This window comes from Achromobacter sp. GbtcB20 (assembly GCF_019091095.1).
Classification (GTDB): domain Bacteria; phylum Pseudomonadota; class Gammaproteobacteria; order Burkholderiales; family Burkholderiaceae_B; genus Achromobacter; species Achromobacter mucicolens.
Map to the genome: position 1 here is coordinate 246,996 of NZ_JAGXJZ010000001.1, position 17,586 is coordinate 264,581.

A 17,586-nucleotide genomic window follows, 5' to 3' on the forward strand; every position below is an offset into this window, starting at 1 on the left:
CCGCTTCAGCGGCGGCCCTCGGCGAAATTGCGCAATGCGTCGCCGGCCATCCGATAGCGCACCCATTCGTCCTGAGGCAGGGCGCCAATGGATTGATAGAAATCGATCGCGGGCTGGTTCCAGTCCAGCACGCTCCATTCAAGCCGCCCGCAATCGTTTGCCACCGCCTCGCGCGCCAGATGGCGCAGCAGATCGCGTCCCGCGCCGATGCCTCGATGCTCGGGCGTGACGTACAGATCCTCCAGGTAGATGCCGTTCTTTCCAAGCCAGGTTGAGTAGCTGTAGAAATAGACGGCGTAGCCGATGGCCTTGCCCTCGACCAGGCACATCAACGCGCGGGCCGGCGCGCCTTGCGCAAACAAGGTGCGCTCAACGTCTTCAGCGCTGGCGATCACCTCATGGGCGGCGCGCTCGTAGACCGCCAGTTCGGTGATGAAGGCATGGATCTGGGCCGCGTCCGAAGGCACGGCAGGACGGATTTCGATATTCACGGAAGTTTCCTGTTTACTGGGATGGCTATCCTACTCTTTCTTTGTGCAGCGGGCATGCGCAAACGTCGGGATTACCCTTGTTGCGCGGCGGCCCCGCTGGCGCGACGCTTTACCGGGATTGCACCCAGAGTCCGGACGCGTGCTCACGAAGGATGCCTTCAATGCCCGAGACTGCTCCTGCTGCTGCTCAAAAGCGCCCGCCGGCCCGCCGTGGCCGCCGGCTTTCCTGGATCTGGCTGGTGCCGATCGTCGCGGCGCTGGGCGGCTTGCTGCTGGTGTTGAAGGTCTGGATGGACGCCGGCCCGCAGGCCACCATCAGTTTCCAGACGGCGGAAGGGCTGGAGGCGGGCAAGACGCAGGTCCGATACAAGGAAGTGAATGTCGGCGTTGTGGAGCGCGTGGCGCTCAACGCAGACAGAACAGGCGTGATCGCGACGGTGCGGCTCAACAAGGAGGCGGCAGGCCTGTTGCAAGAGGGCACCTTGTTCTGGGTGGTGCGGCCCCGGCTCACGCTTAGCGGCGTCTCCGGCCTAAGCACCTTGCTGTCCGGCGCCTACATCGGCCTGGATCCGGCTGGCCTGCGCGGCGGCGTCGATCCCGGCAAGGCAACCAAATTCGCGTTCGTCGGCCTGGAGGTCCCGCCCGAAGTGACACAGGACCGGCCGGGCAAGCGCTTCACGCTCAAGGGCCACGACCTGGGATCGCTGGATATCGGCTCGCCGGTCTATTACCGGCGCATCGCGGTGGGACAGGTTGTGAGCTACCGCCTGGACAGCACCGGCAAGGGGGTGGACATCCAGGTGTTCGTGGATGCGCCGAACGATGCATACGTGAACGAAGGCACGCGCTTCTGGAATGCGAGCGGCGTGGATTTCTCGGTGGATGCGCGGGGGCTTGACGTGCGCTCGCAATCCCTGCTGTCCGTGATCGTGGGGGGCGTCGCCTTCGATTCGATAGAGACCCGCCATCATGCCGCGGCCAAGCCGGAGGCCACGTTCGTCATCTACCCCTCGGAAACCGCTGCGCGGGCGCAGCCGGATGGCATGCCGTTGCATATCCGCATGCGGTTTGACCAGTCGGTGCGGGGCCTTTCCGTCGGTGCCCCGATCGACGCGTTCGGCGCCTCGGTCGGCCAGGTCGACGCCATCGGGCTGGAATTGGACCGCACGACCAACCAGTTCTACGCGCTGGTGGATGCCACGCTGTACCCGGAGCGGCTGGGCGCGAAGACGTTCGAAGAGATCCGGGAGTATTCCGGATCGTCGCTGGAGCATCCCAGCGGCAAGCTGATGGCGGCCATGATCGAGCAGGGCCTGCGTGCGCAATTGCGCATCGGCAACCTGCTGACGGGCCAGCTGTACATTGCGATGGCGGTGTTTCCTGATGCCAAGCCCGTCACATTCAAGATGGAAGAGGCGCCTTTCATCCCCACGGTGCCAAACAACCTCGATCAGCTGCAACTGCAACTGAACTCCATTCTGACCAAGATCGAGAAGATCCCGCTGGAGGACCTGGGCGCGGAACTGGGCAACCTGCTGCAGGGCACGTCCAGGCTGGTAAAGCGGCTGGACACGCAGCTTGCGCCCGAAGCGTCCGCGATGCTGCGCCAAGCCAGCCGATCGCTGGGCGCGGTGGGCGGCTTGCTGAGTCCCGATGCGGGCCTGCCGGTCAACACGAGCACGCTGCTGCAGGAACTGGCCCGCACCGCGCGGTCGTTGCGCGAATTGGCCGACTACCTGCAAGCCCATCCGGGGTCGCTGTTGCGGGGGCGCGCGCCGGATCCGGCGACTGGGCGGGCGCCAGCGCGTTGAACCCTGCGTTTCCCATCAGGAACGCCACTTGCTAAAAGGCATCCCGGGGGCGCCAGGCGATAGCGGATCGAGCGGCGCCGCGACTGAGGGGAGACTCAGCATGGACCATAGTGAAATGATGGCGCGCATGATCACGTTGCCGGTGGCGCCTGGCAGGTTTGACGGCTGGGACGGCGTGCTTTCCACCTTGGCCGACTGCCTGTTGCAGGTGCAGGGAAAGTTGTCGGACGCCGACGTGAAGCGTTTTCTGGACGTCGGCGCGCTGGTGTATCGCACCTGCTGTCAGGACGAAGCGCGCCAGCGCTGGACGGCCGAAGAGCTTGCGGCCTATCACCGTAAGGCGCCAGTCGACGCCTGAGACGCAGGCTTAGCGCACCGCGGGGTCAGAAAAGACACTGCCTCAGCGCAAAAGTCCGCCCGAAGGCGCGGACTTCATCGCCTTCCACCGACGCCGACACATCCCAGTGCGCACCGCGCGTGACCAGAATGGACTGGCTGGAAAAGGCGTGCCGCAGCGCAAACTGCCAGAAAGCGCCTTCCGATCCTTCGGGCGCCAGATCATGCGGGCCGATCTGCAGGCGCGACGGCCGGGGCGTGGCGCCCAATGACCATTTCAGAGCAATCACCAGGAACGCGAAACGCGCGGACGTCGTGGCGGGCTGGATGCATAGAACTCGGATCTTCTCGCTCATGGCCGTGACCCTGGCTGAACAGACCAGTCCAGCGTAGCAAACGCCGTGCCGCGGCTCCATACCGCGTTTGGTCGACTCGACGCGCGGTGCCGCTGGCGCTTCGTCGTCCGCAGTGCGGTTGCTAGAATGACCAGCCGTCCCACGCCGGACTGCACAGGAGAAGCCCATGTCCCGAGTCGTCGTCAATCCCGATACGGTGTTCAATTCCGTGCAGTACGGTTTCAGCCAGGCGGTGATCGTGACCGGACAACGCCGCATGCTGCTGTCCGGCCAGGTCGGCGTCGATGCCAACGAGCGCACGGTCGGACCCGGGCTGCAAGTGCAGACCGAAGCGGCGCTGGACAATGTCGAACGTGTCCTGGCGGCCGCGGGCGGCAATCTGTCGCAGGTCATCATGCTGCGGATCTACATTTGCGACACGGTCAGCACCGAACAGGAGGTCGTGGCGCAGGCCCTTCGCGACCGCTTCAAGGTCGATCCGCCGCCGTCGTCGTGGATCATCGTCAGCGGGTTGTCGTTGCCCGAATGGCTGATCGAGATCGAAGCGGAAGCGATGCTCGATTGAGCCGTCCTTGCGCCTAGGACGCCCCGCCGCGCCAGGGGGGCGCGGCGAACGCCGCGCGCAGCGCCGCCAGAAACCCTGCCGTGCGCGCGGACAGTTCCTGCCGCGATTTCACCAGCGCCACCACATTCGCATCGGGCAGGCTCCAGCCGGCCAGCAACGGGACCAGCGCGCCCGCACGGACGTGCGTGGCCACGTCCCACTCCGAACGCGCGACGATGCCGTGTCCGCCCAACGCCCACTCCAGCGCAGTGGCCCCCGCGTTGCACGACAACACGGGCGCAATACGAACCCCGACTGCTGCGCCCCGGGCGCGCCTGAACCGCCACAGGGTCACGTCTTCGTCGTTTTCGCGCAGGGCGATGCAGTCATGGTTGCGCAGGTCTTCAGGCATGCCCGGCGTGCCGCGCCGCTTCAGGTACGCAGGCGACGCGCACAGCATGCGCCGGTTCGGCGCCAGCGGGTGCGCGACAAGGGTGGAGTCGCGCAGTTCGCCAATGTGCACCATGACGTCCCAGTTGTCCGACGCCAGGCGGGGAGGGCCGTCCGACAGTGTCAGGCTGGCCGTTACGTTTTCGCTGCGCGATCGGAAGTCGGCCACCAGCGGGGCGATGTAGCGCTGGCCAAAGCCCAGCGGCGCCACCACCCGCAGATGCCCCGCCACAACGCCGCGCCTGCCCGCAAGTTCATCGGCCAGCACCGTCAGGTCATGACTTATCTGCCCCGCACGCATGGCCAGCAGGCGGCCCTCATCGGTTAGTGCGATGCCGCGCGCCGATCGGTTGACCAGTCTCACGCCCAACCGCTTTTCCAGCGCGTTAAGCCGCTGCGTGACTGCTGGAGGCGTCACGTCCAGCGAGCGGGCCGCCTGCGCCAGCGATCCAGCAGTGGAAAGACTCAGGAAAAAGCGCAGGTCGTCGGTCGTAATCATTCAGGCTGGTGTTAACGGGATATTAATTTCGAATTAAACATGGGAAGCGGCGAGCGCGCCATACTTCGTCCTGATCCCGACGGGCCAGCCGTGTCCGCGCCCCTCATCCCTAAAGAGATTCCCATGACCCTTGAAAGCCCCGCGCCCACCCTGGATTCGCTGGAAACGCCCTGCCTGCTGCTCGACGAAACGCGCATGACGCGAAACATCGACCGGCTGAACGCGCTGATGGCCGGCCACGGCGTCAGGTTGCGTCCCCATCTGAAAACGCCCAAATCCATCGAGGTCGCGCGCCGTCTCATGACGACGCCGCAAGGGCCAGCCGCCGTCTCGACGCTGCAGGAGGCCGAGCAATTCGCGGCCGCTGGCGTCACGGATCTGCTGTATGCCGTCGGCGTGTCTCCGTCGAAGCTCGACCGCGTGCTGGCCTTGCGCCAGCGCGGCATCGATCTGACGGTGGTGGTCGACAGCATCGAGGCCGCGCGCGCGGTGTCGGCGCGTTCCAAGGCTGCCGGCGATGCCATCCCGGCGCTGATCGAAATCGATTGCGACGGGCACCGCGCCGGTGTGCAGCCCAAGGATACCGGCCAGTTGCTGGCCATTGCGCGCGTGCTGCACGAAGAGGGCGCCTGCCTGCGCGGCGTCATGACGCACGCGGGCGAATCGTATGGCTGCCGTAGCGTCGAGGCGATCGCGGATATGGCCGAACAGGAGCGGTGGGCCGCCGTCAGTTGCGCTCAGGCGATTCGCGAGGCGGGGTTGCCGTGCCCGGTGGTCAGCGTCGGCTCAACGCCCACCGCGCACTTTGCCCGCAACCTCGAAGGCGTCACGGAAGTCCGTGCGGGCGTGTACGTCTTTTTTGATCTCGTGATGGCCGGCCTGGGGGTGTGCAGCGTGGACGACATCGCCGCCACGGTGCTGACCACCGTTATCGGCCATCAGCCCGATAAGGGCTGGATCCTGGTGGACGCTGGGTGGATGGCCATGTCGCGGGATCGTGGCACGGCAAAACAGCCGGTGGACCAGTTGTACGGCCTGGTGTGCGACGTGGACGGCACGGTCTACCCGGACGTGCTGCTTGCCGAAACCAACCAGGAGCAGGGCATCATCAAGGTGCGCCCTGGCAGCAACGCGGTGTTGCCCGACCTGCCGATCGGCGCCAAAGTGCGTATCGTGCCGAACCACGCTTGCGCAACGTGCGCTCAGCACGACGCCTACGAGGTCGTGCGTACCGGCGAGCCGGGCGTGGTGGCGCACTGGGAACGCTTCCGTGGCTGGTAAGCCGCGCATCATCATGGACGCTCACATGGACGCTCACATGGACCTCATCCAGACGCCCGACGCCACCCCGCCCGCGGGCCATTATTCTCAGGCGATTCGCGCCAACGGGTTCGTCTTCGTCTCGGGGCAGTTGGGCTTTTTGCCGCCGGCCGCGCCTGGCGTGCGCCCCGTCCTGGCGGCGGATGCGGCAGGCCAGACGCGGCAGGCGCTGCGCAGCGTGCGCGCAATCCTGGAGGCTGCCGGTTCCTCGCTGTCGTCGGTGGTCAACGTGACCGTGTACATCCCGGACGTCAGTCTGTGGGATGAGGTCAACGCGGTGTACGAGGAATGCTTTGGCAGCCACCGGCCAGCCCGCGCCATCGTGCCTACCCGAGATCTGCACTACGGCGCGTTGGTGGAAATCAGCGTCGTGGCGCTGGCCTGATCGGGGGGCGCGGCCGGGCAGGGGAGCAAACGGCGGCAGGCAGGCGCCGCCTATAATGCGTGCGCCTCAATGCCCTTGGCGGAGACCGTTCCCATGCACTACGAGTATCTGTTCTGGTCCATGGCTGCCATGGTGGCCGCCGCACTTGCCGGCGGCGCCTTGTGCGGCCGCCTGCGGACGGTCAAGCAGCTGCTGATCGGCCTTGTGGCGTGGTCGGTGGCGATATTCGTGGCCGTGCTGGTGTTGGCGCGGCAGGGGGGATTCGATGAGCTGGCGGCGATGCTGTCGATCGCCGCCTTCATGTTCAGTCTGGTGATCGGCGCCGCGGCGGCGCTGTTGACGCGGCGCATCCGGCAACGCCGGCAAACGGCGCAATCATTGCGCTAAGCCGCGCGGATCGTCCGGCTGCGCCTTTCGGCGCAGCGTCTCATTCTTCGGCGTCGAAGTCCTCGTCGTCTTCGTCTTCGTCGTCCTCATCCTGCTCCAGGGCGTCGTAGCCCTTCCACGTGATGCGCCAGCGCGTGGCGCCAGCGGTCGCCGCGGTCTCGCTGATCTGCTTGACCAGGCCGGCATCTTCCAGCAGGTCCAGGTGATGCGCGATGAGCTGCAGGCCTTGCTCTTCGGGGTGCGGCGCCAGGGCGGCGTTCTTGATGTCGTGCGTGCTCAGGTTGGGGCCGGGGGCGTCGCGCAGGGCACCCAGAATCGTGACGACCAGATCGAAATCGCGTTGCATGATGTCCACCATGTTGGGATGAAAGAACACGTTGACGATAGCAGACTTCCGCAACGGCAATAGGACGGCGGGCGCGCCTGCGTTACAGTCCGGGGTTCTTGCTAAACCACATTCGAAAACACCATGAAAAAACCCGCAGAACGGGATTGTCTAGCGGTCGTTCCAGGCTACACGGGCCAGTCCGCCAAGCTGTTCCTCTCCCGCGGCGAGGATGAGCGCATCGACGGCGTGACCGTCTACGACCTGCTCGGGCACGTCAAGCAGCAGGGCGATGCCGAGGCTGCCGCGGCCTGGGTGGGCGAATGGCTCGCCAAGGAAGCCGACAACCGCAAGGCGCGCCGCACGCAACTCCAGGCTCAGTTGTTCATCTGCAAGCTGGCCGCCGACGAAAAGACGGCGTTTCTCGCCGCGCAGAAGCCGCTGGCCCGGGTGCTGGCCGAAGCCGGGGTGCGTTGCCGTACCGTGGCGGCCACCTCCGGGGCTGCTCGCCAGTCGCTTGGCCCCAGCGTCAAGAAACGTTAGCCTAAGGCTGTTATAGTCGCGCCTGGGCGTGCGTGTGCACCTGTGAGGTGCGTGCCCAGGCGGGCTCAGCCCGCAAATCAAGGAAGATGGAAATGGAAATACTCAGTCGGCACGTTGCCGACGTAGCGGGCGGCGTCGAGCTGCACACCACCCTGGACGGCGAGAGCATCAGCGCTTATGTCGTCATGGGCGTGGATGATCTCAATGCAATCGCAGACATCGTGCCTCGCGAAAAAGTCGATGCCGGAGCGGATATACACGCCGCCAATGTCGACAATGTTGATAATGCTCAAGAACAGATCGACCAAGTGCTGGAAAATATGAACCCCGGCGACGTGGCGGTTTTCCTTTGCTCGGGCCCCGATGCTTTTGGCGCGGCGCTCGACTTGTTGGGTTTACCTATCGACGAGTAAGCCTGGCGGCAAACCATAGTGTCATCCGAACGGCGTATTGCAGGTCGTACGCGCTTTTGATGGCATTTATATAAGCCTTGTTTGTTTTTTTATGATGTATGGGTGTTAACACCTATGCAGGGACTCGTTTACCCTTTAAAAACGTGCAGAATAACCGCGCAGTTTCTCTTTGTTGCATTATTGGCACGTGTTTTTTAGGATTATGTTGACTTGTGAGGGGAATATAACGATAGTGTCGGCACACGATCACAAGCGTTGCGATTTTCGATCAGTGCGGTGCCTTTTCCGGCTCAGCGTTATTGTTCTACTGTCCCCTCCTTGATTGATTCGTGACCTCCGGGCATTTGCCCATTATCTCTAGGAAATACAGTATGGAAACCGGCGTCGTTAAGTGGTTCAATTCGGAAAAGGGTTATGGCTTCATCACCCCGGAAGCGGGTGGCAAGGATCTGTTCGCTCACTTCTCCGAAATTCAGGGCTCGGGCTTCAAGTCTCTGGAAGAGAACCAGCGCGTCAGCTTTGTGACGGCCAATGGCCCCAAGGGCCCGCAAGCCACGAAGATCCAGGTCCTGTAAGGCTCTGAATTTTCGCAAGAAGGCCCCCTAGTGGGGCCTTTTTTGTTTTCTGCGCGTTATGCTGGGCGGCTGATTTTCCGTCGCGCTACCGATTCTTTTGGGAATGGCAGCGCACTCACCCTTATGCACGCATCGCCATGACCGCAACCACCCCCACGCCGTTTGTCACGCAACCTCAGGATGTGGTCGCCTTTTGGCTGCAAGCCGGGCCACCCCAATGGTTCAGCAAGAACGCACAGTTCGACGCCAGCTTTCGCCAGCGCTTCGAAGCGGCGCATATGGCAGCAGCCGCGCGCCGGCTCGATGCCTGGCTGGATGACCCCTCGGGCGCGATCGCGCTCATGATCCTGCTGGACCAGTTTCCCCGCAATGCCTACCGGGACACCGCGCATATGTTCGCCACCGACGCGCTGGCGCTGCATTTCGCGGAACACGCGATCGCCGCGGGCCATGATCTGGAAGTCGATGCGTCGCTACGCCAGTTCTTCTACATGCCGTTCGAGCATGCCGAGAGCCTGGCTGCACAGAACCGCGCTGTCGCCCTGATGGAACCGCTGGGTGCAGAAGCCGTGAAGTGGGCCGTCCTGCATCGCGACATCATCAAGCGTTTCGGACGCTTCCCGCACCGCAACGCGGCGCTGGGACGGCAGACGAGCCAGGCCGAACGCGAGTTTCTGGAAGCCGGCGGATTCGCCGGGTAGGACGCGGAACCTCGCGAAGCAGGCCGGGCGTGTCGGTTTCTACGTGTATCGGTGCGTGGCAAGTTGAAAATGTTCAACCCGCCCCGCGGCCTGGCTTGCGCTTTTTAGCGGGTGTAGAGCCCGTTTTCGGGATCAAAAACAGGCCTTTCGGACATTTGACGTTTTTCCAGATTCGCCAATAAACTGGTTTCAGCGAGATTCTCAAGCGACGCGGTCTGCGTTCTCCTTGGTCGCCGTCAGTGGTGCCGCGGTTGCTATCCTCTCCCATCCTTGAAGATCTGGCGTCCCGCGAGCAATCGCTTTTTAGGTCAAGGACATCCCATGGCAACCGGCATCGTCAAGTGGTTCAACGCCGAAAAGGGTTATGGCTTCATCATGCCCGACGACGGCAGCAAGGATCTTTTCGCTCACTACTCCGAAATCCGCAGCGAGGGCTACAAGTCGCTGCAGGAAAACCAGCGGGTCACTTTCGACGTTGGAACCGGCCCAAAGGGCCCCAGCGCCAAGAACATCAAAGTAGCGGCCTGAGACCTCTCGGGTAGTGCGCCGGGTGCGCCCGGTGTTCTATCCATAAAAAAGCCCCCACGTTTGTCGCGTGGGGGCTTTTTTTTTGTGCGGACGCTCAGTGCTTGGCGTTGCTGCCGGTCGAGAGCTTGTCCACCAGTGCGATTCCCAGCGCCGAAAGAATGAAGATGGCGTGGATGATGGTCTGCCACATCACGCCGGCTTCGGTGAAGCGCGCATTCGGCGTGCCGATCGTGCCTGCTTCGATGAAGGTGCGCAGCAGGTGGATCGAGGAGATGCCGATGATGGCCATGGCCAGCTTCACTTTCAGCACGCTGGCGTTGACGTGGCTCAGCCATTCCGGTTGGTCGGGATGGTTCTGAAGGCGCAGGCGCGACACGAACGTCTCGTAGCCGCCAACGATCACCATCACCAGCAGGTTGGAGATCATGACCACGTCGATCAGGCCCAGCACGATCAGCATGATCTCCATTTCGCCGAAGCTGGTGGCGTGGGTGACGAGGTGCCACAGTTCCTTGAGGAACAGCATGACGTATACGCCCTGCGCGACGATAAGCCCCAGGTAAAGCGGAAGCTGCAGCCAGCGCGAACTGAAGATGAGATTGGGCAGCAGCCCGAGGCGAGGAGGGGAATTCGGGATCATGATGGGTGCGAGCCGTTGTGGTTTTGCGAAAAAATGCGCGGCGGCAATTCTATCAACGCCATGAGCCAGCGGACATCTCTTTCAACCGGCGGCTTGCCGCTGGGCCGGATGCTTAGCATGGCGTCCTTCGAAGCGCTCGGCTTTTTGGTAAGCGAAATTCGCATTTGCGAAACTCTGTGCCGAAATACGTCGAAAGCTGGGGGCGTATATAGAATTGCCGCCTCGTTTGCATAGAACAAGTCAATAGGAGTTTGTTCCCATGAAGATCCGCTACACCGTCGCCGCGTTGGCCATTGCGCTCGCCCCTTACTCGGCCGCACATGCGTTGGATATCGGTGGGCTCGTCGGCGCCGGCGCCAAGGTCGTCCAGGCGGCCACGCTGAGCGATGCCGAGATCAAGACCCTGTCGGACAAGGCATGCGCACAGAGCGATTCGCAGGAAAAGATCGCCGCGCCGGGCAGCAAATACGACGCTCGTCTGCAGAAGATCGCCAAGTCGCTGGGCAGCACGGTCAATGGCCAGAAAGCCAGCTACAAGGTCTATGTCACCAAGGACGTGAACGCCTGGGCAATGGCCAACGGCTGCATCCGCGTCTATAGCGGCCTCATGGACATGATGACGGACGACGAAGTGATGGGCGTGGTCGGCCACGAAATCGGTCACGTGGCGCTGGGCCACACCAAGAAGGCAATGCAGACCGCCTACACGGTGTCGGCTGCGCGTGACGCGGCTGGCGCGGCGGGCGGCGCGACCGTGTCCCAACTGAGCTCCTCGCAACTGGGCGACCTGACCGAGAAGTTCATCAATGCGCAGTTCTCGCAATCGCAGGAAAGCGCGGCGGACGATTATTCGTTCGACCTGCTGCAGTCCAAGAAGCAGAATACGCGCGGCCTTGTGACCGCGTTCCAGAAGCTGGCCGAGCTGGATGGCGGCAAGAGCGATATGATGAGCTCCCACCCGTCCTCGACCAAGCGCGCGCAGCACATCGAAGACCGCATCGCCAAGGCCAAGTAACCTCTGAGCCAGGCGTCGATCCTCGCTTTTTGGGCGATAAACGGGGCGCGAGCATCCGGGCAAATCCGGGGCTCGCGCCCCTTTGCGTCAGGGTTCCGGAAGTTTCCGGTAAAATGCCGCGTTTATCCGCCCGTAATCTCATCTCTCGGAAAATAGGTCTTTTAATGCAGCCTGTGGTTGAAACCCTCTCCGGCCTGGAGCGCCGTGTTGATCTGGCCGTCTCGGTGGCCGACGTCGAAAAGGAAGTCCAGGCGCAATTGAAGCGCGTGGCTCGGACCGCCAAGGTCCCCGGCTTCCGTCCGGGCAAGGCGCCGCTCGCCATGCTCGAGCGCAGCCATGGTCCCAGCATCCGCTACGACGTGATCAATAGCCAAGTTGGCCGTGCCTTTGAACAAGCCATCGACGGCGCCAAGCTGCGCGTCGCCGGCGCCCCGAACCTCGAGCCCAAGACGGAAGGCGTTTCCGACGACACGCTGGCGTTCACCGCCACGTTCGAGGTCTACCCGGAAGTCGCCGTGCCGGACCTGTCCGCCCTGGCCGTCACCCGCTACGAAACCGCCGTCACCGATGCTGAAGTTCAGCAGACGCTGGACGTGCTGCGCAAGCAACGCGCCACGTTCGAAGCCCGTGAAGGCCGCGCCAGCGCCGACGGCGACCGCGTGACGCTGGACTTTGCCGGCACCATCGACGGCGTGCCGTTCGAAGGCGGCAAGGCCGAAGACTTCCCGTTCGTGCTCGGCCAAGGCCGCATGCTGCCGGAATTCGAAGAAGCCGCGCGTGGCCTGAAGGCTGGCGAAACCAAGGTTTTCCAGCTCAAGTTCCCCGATGACTACCAAGGCGTGGAAGTTGCCGGCAAGACCGCCGAATTCACCATCACCATCAAGGAAGTGGCTGAAGGCGTCCTGCCCGAACTGAACAGCGAATTCGCCAAGTCGCTCGGCCAAGCCGAAGGCGACGTCGAAAAGCTCAAGGCCGACATCCGCAGCAACATCGAGCGCGAAGTGAAGGTCCGTTCGCAAGGCCGCACCAAGTCAAGCGTCATGGACGCCCTGGTCGAAGCCGGCAAGTTTGACGTGCCGAAGGCCCTGGTCGACAACGACGTGCAAGGCCGTATCTCCGCTGCCCGCGAAGAACTGAAGCAGCGCGGCGTGCCCAATGCCGAATCCGTGCCGATCCCGGCCGAAGCCTTCTCGACCGAATCCGAGCGCCGTGTCCGCCTGGGCCTGCTGGTCTCCGAACTGGTCAAGCAAGCTCAGTTGCAAGCCAAGCCGGAACAGGTCCGCGCGCGCATCGAAGAATTCGCCCAGAACTACGAACAACCCGCCCAGGTTGTCAGCTATTACCTGGCAGACCGCCAGCGTCGTGCTGAAATCGAGGCTATCGTGCTTGAAGACAACGTCGTCGCGCACGTGTTGGAAAAGGCCAAGGTCACCGATGAAAAGGTGCCTTTCGATCAGTTGATGGGGATGGCGTAACACTATGCAGAGATTCACCGATTTCTATGCGGCAATGAATGGCGGGTCTTCGGTGACCCCCACCGGCCTGGGCTACATTCCCATGGTGATCGAGCAGTCGGGGCGCGGCGAGCGTGCCTACGACATCTATTCGCGTCTGCTCCGCGAACGGCTCATTTTCCTGGTGGGGCCGGTGAACGACGCCACGGCCAACCTGGTCGTGGCTCAGTTGCTGTTCCTGGAATCGGAGAATCCTGACAAGGACATTTCCCTGTACATCAACTCGCCTGGCGGGTCGGTGTACGCGGGAATGGCCATTTTTGACACCATGCAGTTCGTCAAGCCGGACGTGTCCACCCTGTGCACCGGCCTTGCGGCCAGCATGGGCGCGTTCCTCTTGGCGGCTGGCAAGAAGGGCAAGCGTTTCACCCTGCCCAACTCGCGCATCATGATTCACCAGCCCTCGGGCGGCGCCCAAGGGCAGGCCTCCGACATCCAGATCCAGGCTCGCGAAATCCTGGACCTGCGCGAGCGCTTGAACCGCATCCTGGCCCACAACACCGGGCAGAGCATGGAGCGCATCGAGCTGGATACGGAACGTGACAACTTCATGTCGGCCGAAGATGCGGTATCGTATGGACTGGTGGACAAGGTCATGGCCTCCCGGTCCGAAGGCTGACTTCCCGGTTGATCCAGACCCGCTGCCATCATGTTTGAGTAAGCGCATGCGCTAGGCCATGTACCCGGCCTGGCGCATCTTTACCTGAGATACGAAAGAAATATGCCTGAAAAAAAGGGATCGGCAGACGCTAAGGTGCTGCATTGCTCGTTTTGCAATAAAAGCCAGCACGAAGTCCGCAAGCTGATCGCGGGTCCGTCGGTATTCATCTGCGATGAATGCATCGACTTGTGCAACGACATCATCCGCGAAGAGGCGCAGGCCACCGCGCGCGCGGCGATTCGTTCCGAGCTGCCCACTCCGGCTGAAATCAAGACTTTCCTCGACCAGTACGTCATTGGGCAAACGTCGCCCAAGCGCATGCTGGCCGTGGCCGTCTACAACCACTACAAGCGCATTCGCCACGGCGAGATCAAGGGCGACGAAGTCGAGCTCTCCAAGAGCAACATCATGCTGATCGGGCCCACCGGATCCGGCAAGACGCTCCTGGCCCAGACGCTGGCTCGCATGCTGAACGTGCCTTTCGTCATGGCCGACGCCACCACGCTGACCGAAGCGGGCTACGTGGGTGAAGACGTCGAAAACATCATTCAGAAGTTGCTGCAGAACTGCAACTATGAAGTCGAAAAGGCCCAGCGCGCCATCATCTACATCGACGAGATCGACAAGATCTCGCGCAAGTCCGACAACCCGTCCATCACGCGCGACGTGTCGGGCGAGGGCGTGCAACAGGCCTTGCTCAAGCTGATCGAAGGCACGGTGGCGTCGGTTCCCCCGCAGGGCGGCCGCAAGCATCCGAACCAGGACTTCGTCCAGGTCGACACCACCAACATCCTGTTCATCGTCGGCGGCGCCTTCGACGGGTTGGAAAAGGTCATCCGCGACCGTACTGAAAAGTCGGGTATCGGCTTTTCGGCGTCGGTACGTGCCAAGTCTGAACGTGGCGTGGGCGAACTCTTCTCCGAAGTGGAGCCCGAAGACCTCATCAAGTTCGGTCTCATTCCCGAACTGGTCGGTCGTCTGCCCGTGGTCGCGACGCTGGACGAGCTGGACGAAGCCGCACTGGTCCAGATCCTGACCGAACCCAAGAACGCCTTGCTCAAGCAGTTCCAAAAGCTGTTCGCCATGGAAGGCGCCGAGCTCGACGTGCGCCCGGCTGCGCTCAAGGCCATCGCCCGCAAGGCGCTGCGCCGCAAGACGGGTGCCCGCGGCCTGCGTTCCATCATTGAACAGGCACTGCTCGACACCATGTATGACCTGCCTTCCCAGGGCAACGTCAAGCGCGTGGTCCTCGACGAAAACGCCATCGAAGGCGAGGGCAAGCCCCTGCTGATCTACGCGGATGAAAATGCCGCGCCAGAGAAGCCGGAGCGCGGAGAAGTCCGCGACGCCGCCGCCTGATATTTCAAAAAAGCCCGTTCTCGTAACGGGTTTTTTTACCTAGGGCGCGCCTACATCCCCGATCGCACTTTTCAGCCGCCCGACATGGCCGCATACTGAAGGCGGTTCCAGGGCCTTTTTGGGGCCTTTTGGTGATCCAGGCGGCCGAGATCTTGAATTTTCGGCTATTGTTCCCATAACAGACGTAATTGACGAGTTTGCTCGGGTATTACCCGGGTGCCCCGTCCCCATACGCCGAGTCATACCGAGGAACCTCATATGTCTGCCAGCCAGACCCTGCCTTCCGACCCGATCGACCTTCCCCTGCTGCCGCTGCGCGATGTCGTAGTGTTCCCGCACATGGTCATCCCGCTGTTCGTCGGCCGACCGCGCTCCATCCGCGCGCTCGAGGTCGCGATGGAAGCGGGCAAAAGCATCATGCTGGTGGCCCAAAAGTCCGCCGGCAAAGATGACCCCACGCCTGAAGACGTCTACGAGATCGGCTGCGTCGCCGGCATCCTGCAGATGCTCAAGCTGCCTGACGGCACCGTAAAGGTGCTGGTCGAGGGTACGCAGCGCGCCCGCATCAACTCCATCGAAGACGCCGATTCGCACTTCACCTGCCAGGTGTCGCCGATCGAACCGGACGCCATGCAGGGCTCCGAAACCGAAGCCTTGCGCCGCGCCATCGTTGCTCAGTTCGAGCAATACGTAAAACTCAACAAGAAGATCCCGCCCGAGATCCTCACCTCGCTGGCTGGCATCGACGATGCTGGCCGCCTGGCTGACACGATCGCCGCGCATCTTCCCCTGAAGCTCGAGCAAAAGCAGAAGATGCTCGAGATCACGGGCACCTCTGAACGCCTCGAAGGTCTGCTCACGCAACTCGAAACCGAAATCGACATCCTCCAGGTCGAGAAGCGGATTCGCGGCCGCGTGAAGAAGCAGATGGAAAAGAGCCAGCGCGACTACTACCTGAATGAGCAGGTCAAGGCCATTCAGAAAGAGCTGGGCGAAGGCGAAGAGGGCGCGGACATCGAAGAGCTTGAAAAGAAGATCATCGCTGCCCACATGCCCAAAGAGGCGCGCAAGAAGGCCGATGCCGAGCTCAAGAAGCTCAAGCTCATGTCGCCCATGTCGGCCGAAGCCACGGTGGTGCGCAACTACATCGATACGCTCATCAATCTCCCCTGGAGAAAGAAGAGCAAGATCAACAACTCGATCAGCAACGCCGAAACGGTGCTGGACAACGACCACTACGGTCTCGAAAAGGTCAAGGAACGGATCCTCGAGTATCTTGCCGTGCAACAGCGCGTGGACAAGGTGAAGGCGCCGATCCTGTGCCTGGTCGGCCCTCCGGGCGTCGGCAAGACCTCGCTGGGTCAGTCGATCGCCAAGGCCACGAACCGCAAGTTCGTGCGCATGGCCCTGGGCGGCGTCCGTGACGAGGCCGAGATCCGCGGCCACCGCCGTACGTATATCGGTTCCATGCCCGGCAAGATCGTGCAGAACATGTCGAAGGTCGGCGTGCGCAATCCCCTGTTCCTGCTTGATGAAATCGACAAGCTGGGCATGGATTTCCGCGGCGATCCCTCGTCGGCCTTGCTCGAAGTGCTGGATCCGGAACAGAACCATACGTTCCAGGACCACTACATCGAGGTCGATTTCGATCTGTCGGACGTCATGTTCGTGGCGACCAGCAACACGCTGAACATTCCGCCGGCGCTGCTGGACCGCATGGAAGTGATCCGCCTGTCGGGTTACACCGAGGAAGAAAAGATCCACATCGCCCGCGACCATCTGCTGCCCAAGCTGATGAAGAACAACGGCGTGAAGGATACCGAGCTGACCGTGGACGACAGCGCGCTGCGCGATATCGTGCGCTACTACACCCGCGAAGCCGGTGTCCGTGCGCTCGAACGCGAAGTCGGCAAGATCTGCCGCAAGGTCATCAAGCAATTGCTGACCCAAAGCGATCGCGCCAAGGCCGAGGGCAAGACGCCGGAAGTCAAGGCGGTCAACGTCACGGCCGACAACCTCAGCGACTACCTGGGCGTGCGCCGCTACGCGTTCGGCATGGCCGAAAAGGAAAACCAGATCGGTCAGGTGACCGGCCTGGCGTGGACGGAAGTCGGCGGCGACCTGCTGACGATCGAAGTCGCGGACATGCCCGGCAAGGGCGTCATCCAGCGCACGGGTTCGCTCGGCGATGTGATGAAAGAGTCGGTCGAGGCGGCGCGCACGGTTGTGCGTTCGCGGGCTCGCCGTCTGGGCTTTGCCGATAGCGTCTTCGAAAAGCACGACATGCACGTGCACGTGCCGGAAGGCGCAACGCCCAAGGACGGTCCGTCCGCGGGTATTGCGATCACCACCGCCATGGTCTCGGCGCTGTCGCGCATTCCGGTGCGCGCCGACGTCGCCATGACGGGCGAGATCACGCTGCGTGGTGAAGTCCTGCCGATCGGCGGTCTGAAGGAAAAGCTGCTGGCCGCCCACCGCGGCGGTATCAAGACGGTTCTGATCCCGGAAGAAAACGTCAAGGACTTGGCGGAGATCCCGGATAACGTCAAGAACCACCTTGAGATCGTGCCGGTCCGCTGGATCGACAAGGTGCTGGAACTGGCCTTGGAGCGTCTGCCGGAGCCCCTGGCCGAGGAAGAAGCCGTCAAGGAGCCGCTGGTTGCCAAACCTGCGGAACCTGGCTCGACCGACCCGGTGATGAAGCACTGATGGCGTCTTGAACGCCGGGGCGCC

Annotated in this window: 21 protein-coding genes; 16 read left to right on the forward strand and 5 right to left on the reverse strand. The window is 62.6% G+C overall.

Features of this window, described 5'->3' with window-relative positions; genetic code table 11:
• Window positions 1-5 precede the first annotated feature (5 nt).
• Entirely contained in the window at window positions 6-491 is a 486-nt protein-coding gene (locus KVT32_RS01125; RefSeq protein ID WP_056324451.1) for a GNAT family N-acetyltransferase, read from the reverse strand.
• A 161-nt stretch (window positions 492-652) separates the two neighbouring features.
• On the opposite strand from KVT32_RS01125, the gene KVT32_RS01130 reads away from it, so the two are divergent.
• Window positions 653-2,302, forward strand: coding sequence for an intermembrane transport protein PqiB (locus KVT32_RS01130; RefSeq protein ID WP_193725301.1), 1,650 nt, complete (start codon window positions 653-655; stop codon window positions 2,300-2,302).
• Between the two features lie 100 nt (window positions 2,303-2,402).
• On the forward strand, window positions 2,403-2,660 hold the full coding sequence (locus KVT32_RS01135; RefSeq protein ID WP_128828507.1) for a hypothetical protein: 258 nt from the start codon (window positions 2,403-2,405) through the stop codon (window positions 2,658-2,660).
• Between the two features lie 25 nt (window positions 2,661-2,685).
• Here the strand turns inward: KVT32_RS01135 and KVT32_RS01140 are convergent, their stop codons facing one another.
• Window positions 2,686-2,994 (reverse strand): hypothetical protein, encoded by a 309-nt coding sequence (locus tag KVT32_RS01140; RefSeq protein ID WP_152384769.1) that lies wholly within the window; start codon window positions 2,992-2,994, stop codon window positions 2,686-2,688.
• A gap of 166 nt (window positions 2,995-3,160) precedes the next feature.
• Here KVT32_RS01140 and KVT32_RS01145 point away from each other — a divergent pair, with 166 nt between their 5' ends.
• Window positions 3,161-3,559 (forward strand): RidA family protein, encoded by a 399-nt coding sequence (locus KVT32_RS01145; RefSeq protein WP_056324461.1) that lies wholly within the window; start codon window positions 3,161-3,163, stop codon window positions 3,557-3,559.
• A gap of 13 nt (window positions 3,560-3,572) precedes the next feature.
• Here KVT32_RS01145 and KVT32_RS01150 read toward each other — a convergent pair whose 3' ends face one another.
• On the reverse strand, window positions 3,573-4,487 hold the full coding sequence (locus KVT32_RS01150) for a LysR family transcriptional regulator (protein ID WP_217617529.1): 915 nt from the start codon (window positions 4,485-4,487) through the stop codon (window positions 3,573-3,575).
• Between the two features lie 123 nt (window positions 4,488-4,610).
• Here KVT32_RS01150 and KVT32_RS01155 point away from each other — a divergent pair, with 123 nt between their 5' ends.
• The 3 genes from KVT32_RS01155 to KVT32_RS01165 all read left to right on the forward strand — a co-directional run bounded on the left by KVT32_RS01155 (window position 4,611) and on the right by KVT32_RS01165 (window position 6,579).
• Window positions 4,611-5,768: a DSD1 family PLP-dependent enzyme gene (locus KVT32_RS01155; RefSeq protein WP_152384767.1), complete on the forward strand. Its 1,158-nt coding sequence runs from the start codon at window positions 4,611-4,613 to the stop codon at window positions 5,766-5,768.
• Between the two features lie 25 nt (window positions 5,769-5,793).
• Window positions 5,794-6,192 carry a RidA family protein gene (locus KVT32_RS01160; protein WP_305863442.1) on the forward strand — a complete coding sequence of 133 codons (399 nt, stop codon included), beginning with the start codon at window positions 5,794-5,796 and terminating at the stop codon, window positions 6,190-6,192.
• Between the two features lie 93 nt (window positions 6,193-6,285).
• Window positions 6,286-6,579, forward strand: coding sequence for a hypothetical protein (locus KVT32_RS01165; protein ID WP_152384766.1), 294 nt, complete (start codon window positions 6,286-6,288; stop codon window positions 6,577-6,579).
• Window positions 6,580-6,619: 40 nt separating this feature from the next.
• On the opposite strand, the gene KVT32_RS01170 is transcribed toward KVT32_RS01165, so the two are convergent.
• Complete coding sequence (locus KVT32_RS01170; protein ID WP_128828503.1) at window positions 6,620-6,925, reverse strand: DUF2513 domain-containing protein; 306 nt, start codon at window positions 6,923-6,925, stop codon at window positions 6,620-6,622.
• Between the two features lie 123 nt (window positions 6,926-7,048).
• Here KVT32_RS01170 and KVT32_RS01175 point away from each other — a divergent pair, with 123 nt between their 5' ends.
• The 5 genes from KVT32_RS01175 to KVT32_RS01195 all read left to right on the forward strand — a co-directional run bounded on the left by KVT32_RS01175 (window position 7,049) and on the right by KVT32_RS01195 (window position 9,664).
• Window positions 7,049-7,447 carry a hypothetical protein gene (locus KVT32_RS01175; protein WP_128828502.1) on the forward strand — a complete coding sequence of 133 codons (399 nt, stop codon included), beginning with the start codon at window positions 7,049-7,051 and terminating at the stop codon, window positions 7,445-7,447.
• Between the two features lie 92 nt (window positions 7,448-7,539).
• Window positions 7,540-7,860, forward strand: a complete 321-nt coding sequence (locus tag KVT32_RS01180; protein ID WP_056324478.1) for a hypothetical protein — start codon at window positions 7,540-7,542, stop codon at window positions 7,858-7,860.
• Between the two features lie 371 nt (window positions 7,861-8,231).
• Window positions 8,232-8,435, forward strand: a complete 204-nt coding sequence (locus KVT32_RS01185) for a cold-shock protein (RefSeq protein WP_006220190.1) — start codon at window positions 8,232-8,234, stop codon at window positions 8,433-8,435.
• 137 nt (window positions 8,436-8,572) lie between these two features.
• Window positions 8,573-9,136, forward strand: coding sequence for a DUF924 family protein (locus tag KVT32_RS01190; RefSeq protein WP_152384765.1), 564 nt, complete (start codon window positions 8,573-8,575; stop codon window positions 9,134-9,136).
• A 321-nt stretch (window positions 9,137-9,457) separates the two neighbouring features.
• Window positions 9,458-9,664 (forward strand): cold-shock protein, encoded by a 207-nt coding sequence (locus KVT32_RS01195; RefSeq protein WP_042794090.1) that lies wholly within the window; start codon window positions 9,458-9,460, stop codon window positions 9,662-9,664.
• A gap of 94 nt (window positions 9,665-9,758) precedes the next feature.
• Here KVT32_RS01195 and KVT32_RS01200 read toward each other — a convergent pair whose 3' ends face one another.
• Window positions 9,759-10,304 (reverse strand): TIGR00645 family protein, encoded by a 546-nt coding sequence (locus KVT32_RS01200; RefSeq protein WP_062840725.1) that lies wholly within the window; start codon window positions 10,302-10,304, stop codon window positions 9,759-9,761.
• 259 nt (window positions 10,305-10,563) lie between these two features.
• On the opposite strand from KVT32_RS01200, the gene KVT32_RS01205 reads away from it, so the two are divergent.
• From KVT32_RS01205 to lon, 5 genes are all read left to right on the forward strand, one after another.
• A complete protein-coding gene (locus KVT32_RS01205) occupies window positions 10,564-11,319 on the forward strand; it encodes a M48 family metallopeptidase (protein WP_056318844.1) in 756 nt (251 codons plus the stop codon).
• Window positions 11,320-11,483: 164 nt separating this feature from the next.
• Window positions 11,484-12,794, forward strand: coding sequence for a trigger factor (tig, locus tag KVT32_RS01210; protein ID WP_056318847.1), 1,311 nt, complete (start codon window positions 11,484-11,486; stop codon window positions 12,792-12,794).
• A 4-nt stretch (window positions 12,795-12,798) separates the two neighbouring features.
• Complete coding sequence (gene clpP, locus KVT32_RS01215; RefSeq protein ID WP_056318852.1) at window positions 12,799-13,452, forward strand: ATP-dependent Clp endopeptidase proteolytic subunit ClpP; 654 nt, start codon at window positions 12,799-12,801, stop codon at window positions 13,450-13,452.
• Window positions 13,453-13,554: 102 nt separating this feature from the next.
• The gene (gene clpX / locus KVT32_RS01220) at window positions 13,555-14,853 is read left to right on the forward strand and encodes an ATP-dependent Clp protease ATP-binding subunit ClpX (protein WP_056318854.1); all 1,299 of its coding nucleotides are present in this window, start codon (window positions 13,555-13,557) and stop codon (window positions 14,851-14,853) included.
• 258 nt (window positions 14,854-15,111) lie between these two features.
• A complete protein-coding gene (gene lon, locus KVT32_RS01225) occupies window positions 15,112-17,562 on the forward strand; it encodes an endopeptidase La (protein ID WP_056318855.1) in 2,451 nt (816 codons plus the stop codon).
• The last annotated feature ends 24 nt before the right edge of the window (window positions 17,563-17,586 follow it).